The sequence below is a fragment of the Enterobacter cloacae complex sp. I3 genome (assembly GCF_014896175.1).
Taxonomy (GTDB): Bacteria; Pseudomonadota; Gammaproteobacteria; order Enterobacterales; family Enterobacteriaceae; genus Enterobacter; species Enterobacter bugandensis.
Genome location: NZ_JADBQZ010000018.1, coordinates 106529 through 123218 on the forward strand (window position 1 = coordinate 106529; position 16690 = coordinate 123218).

General features: G+C 58.2%; 11 protein-coding genes and 1 tRNA gene. 8 read left to right on the forward strand and 4 right to left on the reverse strand.

The features are described from left to right. Positions 1 to 1671, reverse strand: a complete 1671-nt coding sequence (gene ligB / locus IM271_RS15515; protein WP_193052831.1) for an NAD-dependent DNA ligase LigB — start codon at positions 1669 to 1671, stop codon at positions 1 to 3. A 251-nt stretch (positions 1672 to 1922) separates the two neighbouring features. On the opposite strand from ligB, the gene gmk reads away from it, so the two are divergent. Genes gmk through recG form a run of 5 tightly spaced genes read left to right on the forward strand, consistent with a single transcriptional unit; the run spans position 1923 to position 7789 of the window. Continuing rightward, entirely contained in the window at positions 1923 to 2546 is a 624-nt protein-coding gene (gene gmk, locus IM271_RS15520; protein WP_010426438.1) for a guanylate kinase, read from the forward strand. A 54-nt stretch (positions 2547 to 2600) separates the two neighbouring features. Next, the gene (gene rpoZ / locus IM271_RS15525) at positions 2601 to 2876 is read left to right on the forward strand and encodes a DNA-directed RNA polymerase subunit omega (RefSeq protein WP_000135058.1); all 276 of its coding nucleotides are present in this window, start codon (positions 2601 to 2603) and stop codon (positions 2874 to 2876) included. 19 nt (positions 2877 to 2895) lie between these two features. Then, positions 2896 to 5010: a bifunctional GTP diphosphokinase/guanosine-3',5'-bis pyrophosphate 3'-pyrophosphohydrolase gene (gene spoT / locus IM271_RS15530; protein WP_028015011.1), complete on the forward strand. Its 2115-nt coding sequence runs from the start codon at positions 2896 to 2898 to the stop codon at positions 5008 to 5010. Between the two features lie 4 nt (positions 5011 to 5014). Then, complete coding sequence (gene trmH, locus IM271_RS15535) at positions 5015 to 5704, forward strand: tRNA (guanosine(18)-2'-O)-methyltransferase TrmH (RefSeq protein WP_028015010.1); 690 nt, start codon at positions 5015 to 5017, stop codon at positions 5702 to 5704. 3 nt (positions 5705 to 5707) lie between these two features. After that, complete coding sequence (recG, locus tag IM271_RS15540) at positions 5708 to 7789, forward strand: ATP-dependent DNA helicase RecG (RefSeq protein WP_048958508.1); 2082 nt, start codon at positions 5708 to 5710, stop codon at positions 7787 to 7789. A gap of 2 nt (positions 7790 to 7791) precedes the next feature. Here the strand turns inward: recG and gltS are convergent, their stop codons facing one another. Further along, positions 7792 to 8994 carry a sodium/glutamate symporter gene (gltS, locus tag IM271_RS15545; protein WP_047366905.1) on the reverse strand — a complete coding sequence of 401 codons (1203 nt, stop codon included), beginning with the start codon at positions 8992 to 8994 and terminating at the stop codon, positions 7792 to 7794. Positions 8995 to 9218: 224 nt separating this feature from the next. Here gltS and xanP point away from each other — a divergent pair, with 224 nt between their 5' ends. After that, entirely contained in the window at positions 9219 to 10610 is a 1392-nt protein-coding gene (xanP, locus tag IM271_RS15550) for a xanthine/proton symporter XanP (RefSeq protein WP_045260073.1), read from the forward strand. A 119-nt stretch (positions 10611 to 10729) separates the two neighbouring features. Then, a complete protein-coding gene (locus IM271_RS15555) occupies positions 10730 to 12418 on the forward strand; it encodes an AsmA family protein (RefSeq protein ID WP_193052832.1) in 1689 nt (562 codons plus the stop codon). A 110-nt stretch (positions 12419 to 12528) separates the two neighbouring features. Here IM271_RS15555 and yicI read toward each other — a convergent pair whose 3' ends face one another. After that, the gene (yicI, locus tag IM271_RS15560; RefSeq protein WP_193052833.1) at positions 12529 to 14847 is read right to left on the reverse strand and encodes an alpha-xylosidase; all 2319 of its coding nucleotides are present in this window, start codon (positions 14845 to 14847) and stop codon (positions 12529 to 12531) included. Between the two features lie 12 nt (positions 14848 to 14859). Beyond that, positions 14860 to 16251: a glycoside-pentoside-hexuronide family transporter gene (locus IM271_RS15565; protein WP_193052834.1), complete on the reverse strand. Its 1392-nt coding sequence runs from the start codon at positions 16249 to 16251 to the stop codon at positions 14860 to 14862. Positions 16252 to 16540: 289 nt separating this feature from the next. Here IM271_RS15565 and IM271_RS15570 point away from each other — a divergent pair. Further along, a tRNA-Sec gene (locus tag IM271_RS15570) sits at positions 16541 to 16635 on the forward strand. The last annotated feature ends 55 nt before the right edge of the window (positions 16636 to 16690 follow it).

Sequence of the window (16690 nt, forward strand, 5' to 3'; positions counted from 1 at the left end):
TCAGAACCCATTGATGTGCTGCTGAGCAAGCCACCTGACCAGCACATCGATCTCTGGCGCGTGCAGCCAGGCAACGATTTGCCGCGCCGTCTCCGCTCCCGTACCCGGCAAGGCCTGCCAGGCCTTTTCACTGCGTTCGCTCATCTTCTGCCACGACACATCTTCCAACGCCTTCAGCGAGGCCTGTGGCAGCGGAACACCCAGCGCCATAATCCAGCGGATAAAAGGCTGCTCATGCACCTGATTAAAGCGATGCCAGAGCGCCAGCCCGCGTGCGGCAGAGAATCCCGGCGTCGACTGCAGATGCTCCTGCGTTAATAGCAGCCACGAAAAGAGATGTTCAAAATGATGCGCCTGCCAGAGTGTGCGCCAGCCTGACTCACCTAATCCTTCAATGTTGAATACCTGCTTTGAACTGAGCCACGTCAGCCGGGCAAAGAACTGTTCCATACACTCCGGCGAGGCATAAAAGCAACTCAGGGAGTGATAACGCGAGGCCGGAGGCTCAGGTTTTTGTCTGTCCGCCCCTCGCCAGACCACCTTATCAAACCGAGGGATACCCTGCCCTGCCAGGCTGACCTGGATCTGATCGCCCGGGGCAATATCCAGCCTCTCCCAGCGACCAACCGAACCGAGACTCACTCGCTGCACCCGTTTATCGTCCAACTGCGCAGGCTCAAGTGCCGCCACGACAGAAATTTTGCCCGTGCGCCCCACGGAAAAAAGAATATTCCTGACCTCTGCGACCTGTGCCGCAGGCGAATATTTCCACGCGATAATCCAGTTGCCTTCGCCGGGCAGCCAACTCTCCCCTGAAGGTGGCTCCGCAGACCGAACCACTATGCCATCCGTGGCAAAGGGCAATGCCGTGTTTTGCCAGGCCAAACGCTGTTTTTCAACAGCATCAACCGCTTGTACGGGCAACGTATAGCGCGCCGTCAGGGAAAAGCCTGCGCTGGACAGCTCAGAAAGCCTGTTTTCCATTCCCTTCGGTCCATCCGGCCAGGCCCAGATAAATATTCCTGTCTGGCTCAGAAGCGCGTTGTCCTTTTGTCGCATCATCGCGCCCGCCACTTTTGCGCGAGCATTCATTCCGCCCATCTGCCGCTGGACGTGGTTTTCGCGTAGCCAGAAAAGCTCCCCCTGTAAGACGCTGTTTGCAAGCGCGCCGGATACCTCCTTGGGCACGGACGGGATCAAACGCACGCGGGCCGTCCAGTCCTCGCCTTTTAGCCCATTACCACGGCTGATGGCCCGCGCTAGCTTTCCGTTGCGATACACCAGCGTCACCGCCACGCCATCGACTTTTGGCTGCATCCAGAGATTTTTCCGGCCGTGCATCCAGTGACTCAGCGCTTCTTTGCTGGCTGCTTTACGTACCCCCGTATGGGCAACAGGATGTTTTACGTTTCCCTCCAGCGCAGGAAGGGCGCTCTCAGCAAAATCGTTGCCGAAACAGCGCTGCCACTGGGTTAAACGGCCGTTGAGCTGGTCATACACTTCGTCACTGACCTCGCTCACCCCCAGCTTCCAGTAAGCCTCATCCCAGCGTTTGATTTGTGCACTTAATGACGCAATCTCTTTTTCGGCTTTTGCCTGTGACCACACCGGGCACACCGCCGCCCCGTAACCACACCACAACAGCATTAACCCGCTTATCCACCGCCACATCGCTATCCCTCCTTTGCAATGCAGGAGGTATAACCTGACGTGAGAAACGACGCTAATAGCAACCTTTCATGTTGCGAGGCGCTATCCAGCGTTAATTTTTATTGCTGCAAACCGCAGGTAAAACCTGAAAACGGTACGCAAAATTCAATAATCCAGGGGAAAAAGTGTGACAAAGGCTACGTCACACAGCGGCGACGTGTATAATAAGCCCGTATGTAGGACTTCTTCGTTAACACATACAAAAGACTCTCATGGCTCAAGGCACGCTTTATATTGTTTCTGCCCCTAGCGGCGCGGGTAAATCCAGCCTTATTCAGGCACTGTTAAAAACCCAACCGTTGTACGACACACAGGTTTCTGTTTCTCACACCACGCGAGCGCCGCGTCCGGGTGAAGTGCACGGTGAACACTATTTCTTTGTGGATCACGACGAGTTCAGAGCGATGATCGGCAGAGATGCGTTTCTTGAACACGCAGAAGTGTTTGGTAACTACTACGGCACCTCGCGTGAAACCATTGAGCAGGTTCTGGCGACGGGCGTGAATGTGTTCCTCGACATCGACTGGCAGGGCGCACAGCAAATTCGCAAGAAAATGCCTGACTCGCGCAGTATCTTTATTTTACCGCCGTCGAAGGATGAGCTGGATCGCCGCCTGCGTGGCCGCGGTCAGGACAGTGAAGAAGTCATCGCAAAGCGTATGGAACAGGCAGTTGCAGAAATGAGCCATTACGCGGAATATGATTACCTTATTGTGAATGATGATTTTGATGCCGCGCTGAGCGATCTCAAAACCATTCTTCGCGCAGAACGACTGCGTATGAGCCGCCAGAAGCAGCGACATGACGCATTAATCACCAAACTGTTGGCAGACTGAACCCACTTTCAGTATCATGCCCAGTCATTTCTTCACCTGTGGAGCATTTTAAGTATGGCACGCGTAACTGTTCAGGACGCTGTAGAGAAAATTGGTAACCGTTTTGACCTGGTGCTGGTCGCCGCGCGTCGCGCTCGTCAGATGCAGGTAGGCGGTAAAGATCCGCTGGTACCGGAAGAAAACGATAAAACCACCGTTATTGCACTTCGCGAAATCGAAGAAGGTCTGATCAACAACCAGATCCTCGACGTGCGTGAGCGCCAGGAGCAGCAAGAGCAGGAAGCCGCAGAACTGCAGGCCGTAACCGCCATTGCTGAAGGTCGTCGTTAATTAAACCTGCGGGTCGCCCTTGTATCTGTTTGAAAGCCTGAATCAACTGATTCAAACCTACCTGCCTGAAGACCAAATTAAGCGTCTTCAGCAGGCGTATCTCGTTGCACGTGACGCTCACGAGGGCCAGACACGTTCAAGCGGTGAACCCTACATCACGCACCCGGTTGCGGTAGCCTGTATTCTGGCCGAGATGAAACTCGACTACGAAACGCTGATGGCCGCCCTTCTGCACGACGTGATCGAAGATACCCCTGCCACCTACCAGGATATGGAACAGCTGTTTGGCAAAAGCGTTGCCGAGCTGGTGGAAGGGGTCTCTAAGCTTGATAAGCTGAAATTCCGCGACAAGAAAGAGGCGCAAGCCGAAAACTTCCGCAAGATGATTATGGCGATGGTGCAGGATATCCGCGTCATTCTCATCAAACTCGCTGACCGTACCCACAACATGCGCACGCTGGGCTCACTTCGCCCAGATAAACGTCGCCGCATTGCCCGTGAAACCCTCGAAATTTACAGTCCGCTGGCGCACCGTTTAGGTATCCACCACATCAAAACCGAGCTGGAAGAGCTGGGCTTTGAAGCGTTGTACCCGAACCGCTATCGCGTGATTAAAGAGGTGGTGAAAGCCGCACGCGGTAACCGTAAAGAGATGATTCAAAAGATCCTCTCTGAAATTGAAGGGCGTTTGCAGGAAGCGGGAATCCCGTGCCGCGTCAGCGGTCGCGAAAAACATCTTTACTCCATCTACTGCAAAATGGTGCTCAAAGAGCAGCGTTTTCACTCGATCATGGATATCTACGCGTTCCGCGTAATTGTCCACGACTCTGACACCTGCTACCGCGTGCTGGGGCAGATGCACAGCCTCTATAAACCGCGCCCGGGGCGCATGAAAGATTACATCGCCATTCCGAAAGCGAACGGCTATCAATCTTTGCATACCTCGATGATCGGTCCGCACGGCGTGCCTGTTGAAGTGCAGATCCGCACCGAAGACATGGACCAGATGGCAGAGATGGGTGTAGCCGCACACTGGGCTTACAAAGAGCACGGTGGCGAAAGCAGCACCACCGCGCAAATCCGCGCCCAGCGCTGGATGCAGAGCCTGCTGGAGCTTCAGCAGAGTGCGGGTAGCTCGTTCGAATTTATCGAGAGCGTTAAATCCGATCTCTTCCCGGATGAGATTTACGTTTTCACCCCAGAAGGCCGCATTGTCGAACTGCCTGCGGGCGCAACGCCGGTCGACTTCGCCTACGCCGTGCATACCGATATCGGGCACGCCTGCGTGGGCGCGCGCGTCGACAGACAGCCTTACCCGCTGTCTCAGCCGCTCTCCAGCGGACAGACGGTAGAAATTATTACCGCGCCGGGTGCACGTCCGAACGCGGCCTGGCTGAACTTTGTCGTGAGTTCCAAAGCGCGTGCCAAAATTCGTCAGCTGTTGAAAAACCTCAAGCGCGATGACTCCGTCAGCCTGGGGCGTCGTCTGCTCAACCACGCGTTGGGCGGCAGCCGCAAGCTGGCTGAGATCCCACCGGAGCATATTCAGCGTGAACTCGACCGTATGAAGCTCACGTCTCTGGACGATCTGCTGGCGGAAATTGGTCTGGGTAACGCGATGAGCGTCGTGGTGGCGAAAAACCTGCAGCAGGGCGAAGCGACGCCATCTGCTCCAGGCGCATCCGGCCATGCTCATCTGCCGATCAAAGGCGCGGACGGGGTGCTGATCACCTTCGCAAAATGTTGCCGTCCAATCCCTGGCGACCCGATTATTGCGCACGTCAGTCCGGGCAAAGGGCTGGTTATCCACCATGAATCCTGTCGTAACATTCGCGGCTACCAGAAAGAAGCCGAGAAGTTTATGGCGGTCGAGTGGGATAAAGAGACGGCGCAGGAATTTATCACCGAAATTAAGGTGGATATGTTCAACCACCAGGGTGCCCTGGCGAACCTGACGGCAGCCATCAACACGGCCTCGTCCAACATTCAGAGCCTGAATACGGAAGAAAAAGACGGCCGCGTCTATAGCGCCTTTATCCGTCTGACCGCTCGCGACCGCGTGCATCTGGCGAACATTATGCGCAAGATCCGCGTCATGCCGGACGTGATTAAAGTCACCCGAAACCGAAACTAGGTTTATGAATTCACAACGTTATGCCCGTATCTGCGAAATGCTTGCCAGACGCCAGCCTGACCTGACGGTCTGCATGGAGCAGGTGCATAAACCTCATAACGTCTCTGCCATCGTCCGTACCGCAGATGCCGTCGGCGTGCATGAAGTGCACGCCGTCTGGCCGGGTCACCGGATGCGAACCATGGTCTCTGCTGCGGCAGGCAGTAACAGCTGGGTATCCGTCAAATCTCACCAGACGATTGGCGATGCCGTATCGCATCTGAAAGGACGCGGGATGCAGATCCTGGCGACAAACCTGTCCGATAAGGCCGTGGATTTCCGCGAGATCGACTATACCCGCCCGACCTGCATTTTGATGGGTCAGGAGAAAACCGGGATCTCCCAGGAAGCGCTGGATCTGGCGGATCGGGACATCATCATTCCGATGATCGGCATGGTCCAGTCCCTTAACGTCTCCGTGGCGTCCGCGCTCATTCTGTATGAAGCGCAGCGCCAGCGTCAGAACGCCGGGATGTACGAGCGCAGCAACAGCATGCTGCCGGAAGAAGAACAGCAGCGCCTGCTGTTTGAAGGTGGCTATCCGGTGCTGGCACGCGTTGCGAAGCAGAAAAAATTGCCTTACCCCCACGTCAACGCGCAGGGCGAAATTGAAGCCGATGCCGAGTGGTGGGCCACCATGCAGTACGCCGGGTAACCGATGAAAGGCCGCCTGCTGGATGCTATCCCGCTCAACAGCCTGACGGGCGTGGGCGCGGCGCAAAGCAATAAGCTGGCAAAAATTGGCCTGCACACCGTGCAGGATCTCCTGCTTCACCTCCCCCTGCGTTACGAAGACCGCACTCAGCTCTACAAGATTGGCGATCTGCTTCCCGCCATTTACGCCACCGTTGAAGGCGAAGTCCTGAACTGCAATATCACTTTCGGCGGACGCCGGATGATGACCTGTCAGATCAGCGACGGCACCGGCATCCTCACCATGCGTTTCTTCAACTTCAGCGCGGCGATGAAGAACAGTCTGGCGACCGGCCGTAGGGTGCTGGCCTATGGCGAAGCTAAACGCGGGAAATACGGCGCAGAGATGATCCACCCGGAGTACCGCGTGCAGGGCGATCTCAGCACGCCGGAACTGCAGGAGACGCTCACCCCGGTTTACCCGACGACCGAAGGCATCAAGCAGGCGACGCTGCGTAAGCTCACCGATCAGGCGCTGGAGCTGCTGGACACCTGTGCCATTACCGAACTGCTGCCGCCAGAACTGGCTCAGGGGATGATGAGCCTGCCCGAGGCGCTGCGCACCCTGCACCGCCCGCCGCCAACGCTGCAGCTCAGCGATTTAGAAAGCGGTAAACACCCCGCCCAACGGCGTCTTATCCTTGAGGAATTACTGGCGCATAACCTGAGCATGCTGGCGCTGCGCGCCGGCGCGCAGCGTTTCCACGCTCAGCCGTTAAGCCCGAATGATGTGCTCAAAGATAAGCTGCTGGCCTCGCTGCCCTTTAAGCCCACCGGCGCGCAGGCGCGCGTCACCGCCGAGATTGAGCGCGACATGGCGCTCGACGTGCCGATGATGCGCCTGGTGCAGGGCGACGTAGGTTCAGGTAAAACGCTGGTTGCCGCCCTGGCCGCCCTGCGCGCGATTGCCCACGGCAAACAGGTCGCGCTGATGGCACCAACCGAACTGCTGGCTGAACAACACGCTAACAATTTCCGCGCCTGGTTCGCACCGCTCGGGATTGAAGTGGGCTGGCTTGCCGGAAAGCAAAAAGGCAAAGCGCGTCTTGCGCAGCAGGAAGCCATCGCCAGCGGCCAGGTGCAGATGATTGTCGGCACACACGCTATCTTTCAGGAGCAGGTGCAGTTTAACGGCCTCGCGCTGGTGATTATCGACGAGCAGCACCGCTTCGGCGTGCATCAGCGTCTGGCGCTGTGGGAAAAAGGGCTGCAGCAGGGCTTCCACCCGCATCAGCTGATCATGACCGCCACGCCGATCCCGCGTACCCTGGCGATGACGGCTTACGCCGATCTGGATACCTCTACCATCGACGAACTGCCGCCGGGCCGAACGCCGGTGACGACGGTCGCCATACCGGATACGCGCCGCAGCGACATCATTGACCGCGTGCGCAACGCCTGCACCCATGAAGGGCGCCAGGCCTACTGGGTCTGTACCCTGATTGAAGAGTCTGAACTGCTGGAAGCCCAGGCCGCCGAAGCGACGTGGGAAGAGCTCAAGCTGGCACTGCCCGAGCTGAACGTGGGCCTGGTTCACGGACGCATGAAGCCAGCCGAAAAGCAGGCGGTGATGCAGTCGTTTAAGCAGGGTGAACTGCATTTACTGGTCGCCACGACGGTCATTGAAGTGGGGGTGGACGTCCCGAACTCCAGCCTGATGATTATCGAAAACCCGGAGCGTCTGGGGCTTGCCCAGCTCCACCAGCTGCGCGGGCGCGTTGGCCGCGGCGCGGTAGCGTCCCACTGCGTCCTGCTCTACAAAGCACCGCTTTCAAAAACCGCCCAGATGCGACTGCAAGTGCTGCGCGATAGCAACGACGGCTTCGTGATTGCGCAAAAAGACCTGGAGATACGCGGCCCGGGCGAACTACTGGGCACGCGCCAGACGGGAAATGCTGAATTTAAAGTGGCGGATTTACTGCGCGATCAGGCCATGATCCCCGAAGTTCAGCGCCTTGCGCGCCATATTCATGAACGCTACCCCGAACAGGCGGCAGCGTTAATTGAGCGCTGGATGCCTGAAACCGAACGGTATTCCAACGCCTGATCTCAGGCAAATATCGGCAGCATCAGGTACAGCTTGATCACCAGCGCGTTGACGATATCAATGAAGAATGCGCCGACCATCGGGACCACCAGAAACGCCATATGCGATGGCCCGAACCGTTCGGTGATCGCCTGCATGTTGGCGATAGCCGTGGGGGTAGCCCCCAGACCAAACCCGCAGTGACCGGCCGCCAGCACCGCCGCATCATAGTTTTTCCCCATCATGCGCCAGGTCACGAACATGGCATAAAGCGCCATAAACAGCGCCTGCACCGCCAGAATCGCCACCATCGGCAGCGCCAGCGAGGCCAGCTCCCACAGCTTCAGGCTCATCAGCGCCATCGCCAGGAACAGCGACAGGCAGACGTTGCCGAGCACCGATACCGCCCGTTCAAACACGCGGTAGAAGCCCATCAGCGCCAGACCGTTGCTCAGGATCACCCCGATAAACAGCACGCAGACAAAGGTCGGCAGTTCAAACGCCGTTCCCGCCAGCCATTGCGCAACCACTTTGCCCACGGTCAGGCAGATGGCAATCATCGCGATGGTTTCAATCATCACCAGCGAGGTGATGCTGCGTCCAACGTCCGGCTTTTCGAACGCGGTCGGCACCATTTCATCGTCTGGCCTGCCGTTCGGCGTGGTGGAGTGCTTCACCAGATAACGCGCTACCGGGCCGCCAATCAGGCCACCCAGCACCAGGCCAAAGGTCGCGCAGGCCATCGCCACTTCCGTCGCGTTTTCAAAACCGTAGCGTTCGATGAACAGCTTGCTCCACGCCGCGCCGGTGCCGTGACCGCCCGAAAGGGTAATCGACCCCGCCAGCAGCCCCATCAGCGGATCCAGCCCCAGCAGCGTTGCCATACCGATGCCAATGGCGTTCTGCATCAGCAGCAGCCCCACCACCACAATCAGAAACACGCCGAGCACCTTACCGCCCGAGCGCAGGCTTGCCAGGTTGGCGTTCAGGCCGATGGTGGCAAAGAAAGCCAGCATCAGCGGGTCTTTCAGGGACATATCAAAATCAATTTCCCAGCCCATGCTTTTTTTCAGTATCAGCAAGGCCAGCGCCACCAGCAGACCGCCGGCGACAGGTTCAGGAATAGTGTATTTTTTCAGAAAGGAAACGCTGTGGACCAGCTTGCGACCAAGCAGAAGAACCAGCGTTGCGGCAACAAGGGTCGACAACGTATCGAGATGAATCATAAAAGGCTCCTGTTATGCGCGTATTCCATACACACGCGGCGTTATCCTGGGCCGGTTTGCGCTCGTCATGAGCCCCGGCGCAAAAAGTGTAATTTTTTTTTCCGATAGGTTGTAAAAAACCTGCTCACAGCGGCAGATTTTCTTCCTTTTTTTTGCTGGCAATCGTTTGCTTTTACCAGGTGGTCAGATAAAATGCCCGCTTTTCCACCGTGGGATTGCCGCCGATGTCCGTTAACACCATAGAGTCGCCTGATGCGCAACCGATTGCGCAGAAGCAAAATAGCGAACTGATTTACCGTCTTGAAGATCGTCCGCCGCTGCCGCAGACGCTTTTCGCCGCCTGCCAGCATCTTCTGGCGATGTTTGTTGCGGTGATCACCCCGGCGCTGCTGATTTGCCAGGCGCTCGGCTTACCGGCGCAGGACACGCAGCACATTATCAGTATGTCTCTGTTCGCCTCCGGCGTGGCCTCCATTATTCAAATTAAAGCCTGGGGCCCGGTGGGGTCTGGGCTACTGTCGATTCAGGGCACCAGCTTTAACTTCGTTGCTCCCCTGATCATGGGCGGTACGGCCCTGAAAACCGGCGGCGCGGATGTCCCGACCATGATGGCGGCGCTGTTCGGCACGCTGATGCTGGCCAGCTGCACGGAGATGGTCATCTCCCGCGTGCTGCACCTGGCTCGCCGTGTGATCACCCCGCTGGTTTCCGGCGTCGTCGTGATGATTATCGGCCTGTCGCTGATTCAGGTGGGTCTTACCTCCATCGGTGGGGGCTATGCCGCCATGAGCGACCACACCTTTGGCGCGCCGAAAAACCTGCTGCTGGCAGGCGTCGTGCTGGCCATCATTATTCTGCTTAACCGCCAGCGTAACCCATACCTGCGCGTCGCCTCGCTGGTGATCGCCATGGCGGCGGGTTATCTGCTGGCGTGGGCGCTGGGGATGCTGCCGGAGAACACCGCGCCAACCAACAGCGCGCTGATCGCTGTCCCCACGCCGCTGTACTACGGTCTGGGCATTGACTGGGGTCTGCTCCTGCCGCTGATGCTGGTCTTTATGATTACTTCTCTGGAGACCATCGGTGATATCACCGCTACCTCCGACGTCTCTGAGCAGCCGGTTTCCGGCCCGCTGTACATGAAGCGTCTGAAAGGCGGCGTGCTGGCGAACGGCCTGAACTCGTTTGTCTCTGCGGTATTCAACACCTTCCCGAACTCCTGCTTCGGCCAGAACAACGGTGTGATCCAGCTGACCGGCGTGGCCAGCCGCTACGTTGGTTTCGTGGTGGCGCTGATGCTGATCGTCCTCGGCCTGTTCCCGGCGGTGAGCGGCTTTGTGCAGCACATTCCTGAGCCGGTGCTGGGCGGCGCAACGCTGGTGATGTTTGGGACTATCGCGGCCTCCGGCGTGCGTATCGTCTCCCGCGAGCCGCTGAACCGCCGCGCAATCATGATTATCGCGCTGTCGCTGGCCGTTGGTCTGGGTGTTTCCCAGCAGCCGCTGATCCTGCAGTTTGCGCCGGACTGGGTTAAAAACCTGCTCTCTTCCGGCATTGCCGCGGGCGGTATCACCGCTATCGTGCTGAACCTCGTTTTCCCGCCTGAGAAGAACTGATCTCCCTCACGGCAGGCAGTCAATGCCTGCCGTGACATCTAATTACACCATTCCCGCCTTGAGCATTGCGCATAAATCGTGCATAACTCCCTTATGTTCGTTTCGCGGGATGGAAGACCATGAAATTTATTGGAAAGCTACTCGTCTATCTTCTGGTAGCCCTGCTTATTGTGCTGCTAGCGCTCTATATTTTGCTCCAGACCCGTTGGGGCGCGGCGCAGGTCAGCAGCTGGATTACGGTGAATACCGACTACGAACTCAGTTTCGACAAGATGAATCACCGCTTTTCATCGCCTTCCCACCTCATTCTGGAAAATGTCACCTTTGGGCGGGACGGTAAACCCGCCACATTAGTTGCCAAAAAAGTCGATATTGGCCTGAGCAGCCGTCAGATCACCGCTCCGCTGCACATGGGCACTATCACCCTGTTCGACGGCACGCTGAATCTCTCGCCTCAAACAGCGCCGCTGCCCTTCCAGGCCGATCGTCTGCAGCTGAACAATATGGCCTTTAATAGCCCGAATACTGAATGGGATCTGAGCGCACAGAAGGTCACGGGCGGCGTCAGCCCATGGCAGCCAGAAGCCGGGAACGTGCTGGGTAAAAACGCGAAGATCCAGATGAGCGCCGGCTCGCTGACCCTGAACGGCGTACCGACCACCAACGTGCTAATCGACGGCCAGTTGAACGGCAAGGAGGTGGTGCTGAACACCATTGGTGCCGATATGGCCCGTGGCTCGCTCACCGGCTCCGCCCTGCGTAACGCTGACGGAAGCTGGATAATCGACACCATGCGCCTGAACGAGATCCGCCTGCAGAGCGACAAAACGCTGAAAGCGTTCTTCGCGCCGCTGGCTACCATCCCTTCCCTGCAAATTGGCCGTCTGGAGGTCACCGATGCCCGCCTGCAGGGCCCGGACTGGGCGGTGACCGATCTCGACTTAAGCCTGCGCAACCTGACTCTCAGCAAAGGCGACTGGCAGAGCCAGGAAGGTCGCCTGTCCATGAACGCCAGCGAGTTTATCTTCGGCTCGCTGCATCTGTTTGACCCGATCCTGAATGCGGAGTTTTCCCCGCAGGGCATAGCGCTGCGTCAGTTCACCTCCCGCTGGGAAGGCGGTATGGTGCGCACGTCCGGCAACTGGCTGCGCGACGGTAAAGCGCTGGTTCTGGACGATGTTGCCATCGCCGGGCTGGAGTACACCCTTCCTGAAAACTGGAAAACGCTGTGGATGGAGCCGCTGCCGGAATGGCTGAACAGCGTCACGCTGCAAAAATTCGGCCTGAGCCGCAACCTGGTGATCGACATCAATCCCGCCTTCCCGTGGCAGATCACCTCCCTGGACGGCTACGGCGCAAACCTGCAGCTGGCGAAAGATCGCCAGTGGGGCGTCTGGGGCGGCAGCGCAACATTAAACGGCGCGGCGGCGACCTTTAACCGCGTCGACGTGCGCCGTCCGTCGCTGGCGCTGAATGCCAACGCCGCCACGGTGAACATTAGCGACCTGAGCGCCTTTACCGAGAAAGGTATTCTGGAAGCCACGGCGACGGTTTCACAGCTCCCGCAGCGGCAGACCACGGTGAGCCTGAACGGGCGCGGCGTACCGCTCAACGTGCTGCAGCAGTGGGGCTGGCCTGCGTTACCGATTACGGGCGACGGCAATATTCAGATGACCGCCAGCGGCAGCGTGCAGGCGAATGCCCCACTGAAGCCAACGGTGAATGGGAAGCTGAGCGCGGTAAATATGGATAAGCAGCAGGTTGAGCAGACGATGACGGGCGGCGTGGTTGCAACGCCTGTGCAATAAAGTTTTTGATGTTTGTTCCCTCTCCCTGTGGGAGAGGGTCAGGGTGAGGGCATCAGAGCGCATAATTACCTTAGGCCCGGTAAGCGAAGCGCCACCGGGCATTTTCCACCTCAGAGCTGAACCACCACCTCATCCCCCTCCGCTTTCACCACCACACCCCACTCGCTGCCCGCGTGCGAGCCGCCTTTCACGCCACTCACCTTCTGCACGTTGCGCAAGCACACCGACCAGTTTTGCGCGTCACCCGCGCCGGTAAAGGTCACGATGTCGCCCTGACGCGATGCCTTCAGCGTAAATGCCACAGACCCGTCCGCCGCAGGCACTTCGCTCACCGCCGCTGCGCCATCCTCCAGGTTAAACAGCTGGAAGGCCGTCCCCGCGTTCCACGCGTAGTCCGGCTTCTGGTTATTGTTGCCCAGCGCCAGCAGAGTGTTGTCGCGCACGTAGACCGGCAGACTCATAAAATCGTGCTGCTGCTTATGCCAGCGGCTGCCATGGATTTCGTCGTTGTGCCACAGGTGGGTCCAGCGGCCTTCCGGCAGGTAGAACTGCACGTCCCCCGCCTCGGAGAACACCGGCGCCACCATCATGGAATCCCCCAGCATGTACTGACGGTCGAGGTAATCGCACGCCGGATCGTCCGGGAACTCCAGCATCATCGCACGCAGCATCGGCGTGCCGAACTCGCGGGCCAGCGCCGCCTGACGGTACAGGTACGGCATCAGCTGACATTTCAGCTGCGTGAAGTGGCGCACCACGTCGCAGGACTCGTCATCGTACGCCCACGGCACGCGGTAGGATTTGCTGCCGTGCAGACGGCTGTGGCTGGAGAACAGCCCGAACGCGCACCAGCGTTTATAGACGTGCGCCGGAGCGGTGTTTTCGAACCCGCCGATATCGTGGCTCCAGAACCCGAAGCCGGACAGGCCAATCGACAACCCACCGCGCAGGCTTTCCGCCATCGATTCGTAGTTGGCGTAGCAGTCGCCGCCCCAGTGTACCGGGAACTGTTGCGCCCCGACGGACGCCGAGCGGGCAAACAGCACCGCCTCCTCTTCGCCGACAGTCTCTTTCAGCACGTTCCACACCAGCTCGTTATAGATGTAGGCGTAGTGGTTGTGCATCTTCTGCGGATCGGACCCGTCGAACCACTGCACGTCGGTCGGGATACGCTCGCCGAAGTCGGTCTTAAAGCAGTCGACGCCGATATCCACCAGGCCTTTCAGCTTGTCGGCATACCACCGGCACGCTTCCGGATTGGTGAAGTCGTAAATCGCCAGCCCCGGCTGCCATTTGTCCCACTGCCACAGAGAGCCGTCCGGGCGCTTGAGCAAGTAGCCCTTCTCTTTCAGCTCCTGGAAGATCGGGGATTTCTGGCCGATGTACGGATTGATCCACACGCAGACCTTCAGCCCTTTCCCTTTCAGGCGGCGGATCATCCCTTCCGGGTCCGGGAAGGTCACCGGGTCCCACTCGAAATCGCACCACTGGAAGGCCTTCATCCAGAAGCAGTCGAAGTGGAACACATGCAGCGGCAGGTCGCGCTCGGCCATGCCGTCGATAAAGCTGTTCACCGTGGCTTCGTCGTAGTTGGTGGTGAACGACGTGGTCAGCCACAGGCCGAACGACCACGCAGGCGGCAGCGCCGGACGCCCGGTGAACTGCGTATAGCGGTTCAGCACTTGTTTTGGCGTCGGGCCGTCGATCACGAAATACTCGAGATATTCCCCTTCCACGCTGAACTGCACTTTTGACACTTTCTCGGAGCCAACTTCAAACGAGACGTTTTCCGGATGATTCACCAGCACGCCGTAGCCGCGGTTGGTCAGGTAGAACGGGATATTTTTGTAGGATTGCTCGGTGCTGGTGCCGCCGTCGCGGTTCCAGGTTTCGACCGTCTGGCCGTTGCGCACCAGCGCGGTAAAGCGCTCGCCCAGGCCGTAGACTGTTTCCCCCACGCCCAGATCCAGACGCTCGAACACGTAATTACGGTCGGTGTTACTGTCCTGCACGTAGCCGTTGTTTTTCAGCTGGCTGCCGGTAATGCGCTGGCCGTTGCGCAGGAAATCCAGCGCCCAGAACTCGCCTTTGGTGACGCGCACGCTGACACTGCCACTTTTCAGCTCGGCAAATTCGGCGTTGTTTTCAATCTCGACCTTCACGTCTTTCAGAACGTTCAGCGGATAGTGCGGGCCGTTGTTCAGCGCGCCCTGGAAGTGCTCGATGCGCACCCCGACAATCCCTTCCTGCGGGGAAAACAGACGCACCGTGAACATCAACGTGTCGAGCTGCCAGGTGCGCTCACGCACGTCGCGCGGCGCAACATACACCACCAGGTCATTGCCCTGCTGCTCCACGTCGAACACCTGAACCGGATAGGTCACGTTCAGGCCCGGTTGAATAAGCCAGTTTCCATCACTGATTTTCATGCTTTCGTCCTCTTAGTTCTGCAATTCTTTGCTGACCGGCAGGTTTTCTAAATCCTGCTGATTGCGGCGCGCGCCCTGCGCCAGCTCGCCCAAGATTTTGGTCAGGAAGGGGGTTTTCAGCGTGTAGTAGCGTTTGGCGATAATGGCGCTCAGCACGTAGCAGATCGCCGGCGCCAGCGTAAACAGGCCGATAATGATACTGATGGTCGCGCTGTTCTGGGTTTTGGCCGCCGCGTCGTAGCCGCCGCCTGCCAGCATCCAGCCGATCATCGCCCCGCCCAGCGCCAGGCCGAGCTTCAGCACGAACAGCGTGCCCGCAAAGCTGATGCCGGTCAGGCGTTTGCCGTTGGTCCATTCGCCGTAGTCGACGGTATCGGACATCATCACCCACTGGATTGGCGTCACCAGTTGGTGCAGCACGCCGATAACGAAGATAAAGACGAACATCAGCACGGTGGCGTGCATCGGGACGAAGAACATCGCCACGCTGACCACCGCCAGCGCGGCGTTGGTCCACCAGAAGATGCTGACCTTGCACTTCCAGTCGGTGAGCGGTTTCGCCAGCGCGGAGCCGATCAGGTTGCCGACGCAGTAGGTGGTGAGAAATGCGACGAACACCTCCGGCGAGCCCATGATCCAGGTGCAGTAGTACATCATCGCCCCGCCGCGCACGCAGACGGCGAGAATGTTGAGGATGGTGAGCACGCCGACAATGCGCCACTGGTCGTTTTGCCAGATATCGCGCAGGTCTTCCCGCATGGAGGTGGTGCTCGGCGGCACCTGGATGCGCTCTTTGGTGGTGAAGAAGCAGAACGCCAGCATCAGGAACGCGACCACCGACAGCACGGCGATCCCGCCCTGGAAGCCGAACGCCTTATCGTCGCCGCCAATCAGGTTCACCAGCGGCATCATCAGCACCGTGGAGAGCATGCCGCCCGCGGTCGCCAGCACAAAGCGCCAGGACTGAAGGGATATACGCTGCGTCGGGTCACTGGTGATTACCCCGCCCAACGCGCAGTACGGGATGTTGACCACGGTATAGAGCAGGGTCAGCAGGGTGTAAGTCACGGCGGCATAAACCATTTTTCCGTTGAGACTGAGGTCCGGCGTGGTGTAGGCCAGCACGCAGACGATGCCGAACGGGATGGCACCGAACAAAATCCACGGACGGAACTTGCCCCAGCGGCTGCGGGTGCGGTCGGCGATCAGCCCCATACACGGGTCGGAGATCGCATCCAGCGCGCGCGCCAGCAGGAACATGGTGCCGACAAACCCAGCGGGAATGCCGAAAATATCGGTGTAGAAAAACATCATATAAAGCATGACGTTATCAAAAATGATGTGGCTGGCGGCGTCACCCATACCGTAGCCAATCTTCTCTTTTACTGACAATACTTCGCTCATCTTTTTTATCCTTCACGCTGTAGGGGGCGCTGAGACCGGTTGCATTGGTTTTAAACCATTGTTTCAACGGCGGGTATTGCGTTTTCTGGTTAGCAGATTACGTTTCTTGTTTTTTGTGATCGCGGTAAATATTGGAGAGCACGAAAGGCTAACATGAGGATTTTCTTAGGAATTAACTGAAACAGGGGGATAGAGGTCAAAAGAGAGGTGAAAAAAGTGGTGTGGGGTATGTGGTAAATGCCTGAAAGTAGCTATAATGCGCCCCGCCTCCATGTAGCAATCGAGGCGCGGAAGATCGTCATCTCCGGTGAGGTGGCTGGACTTCAAATCCAGTTGGGGACGCCAGCGTTCCCGGGCAGGTTCGACTCCTGTGATCTTCCGCCAAAAATTTCTACTCAGATAATTTTATCCTTTATTCATAAACTTTATATCATAAACT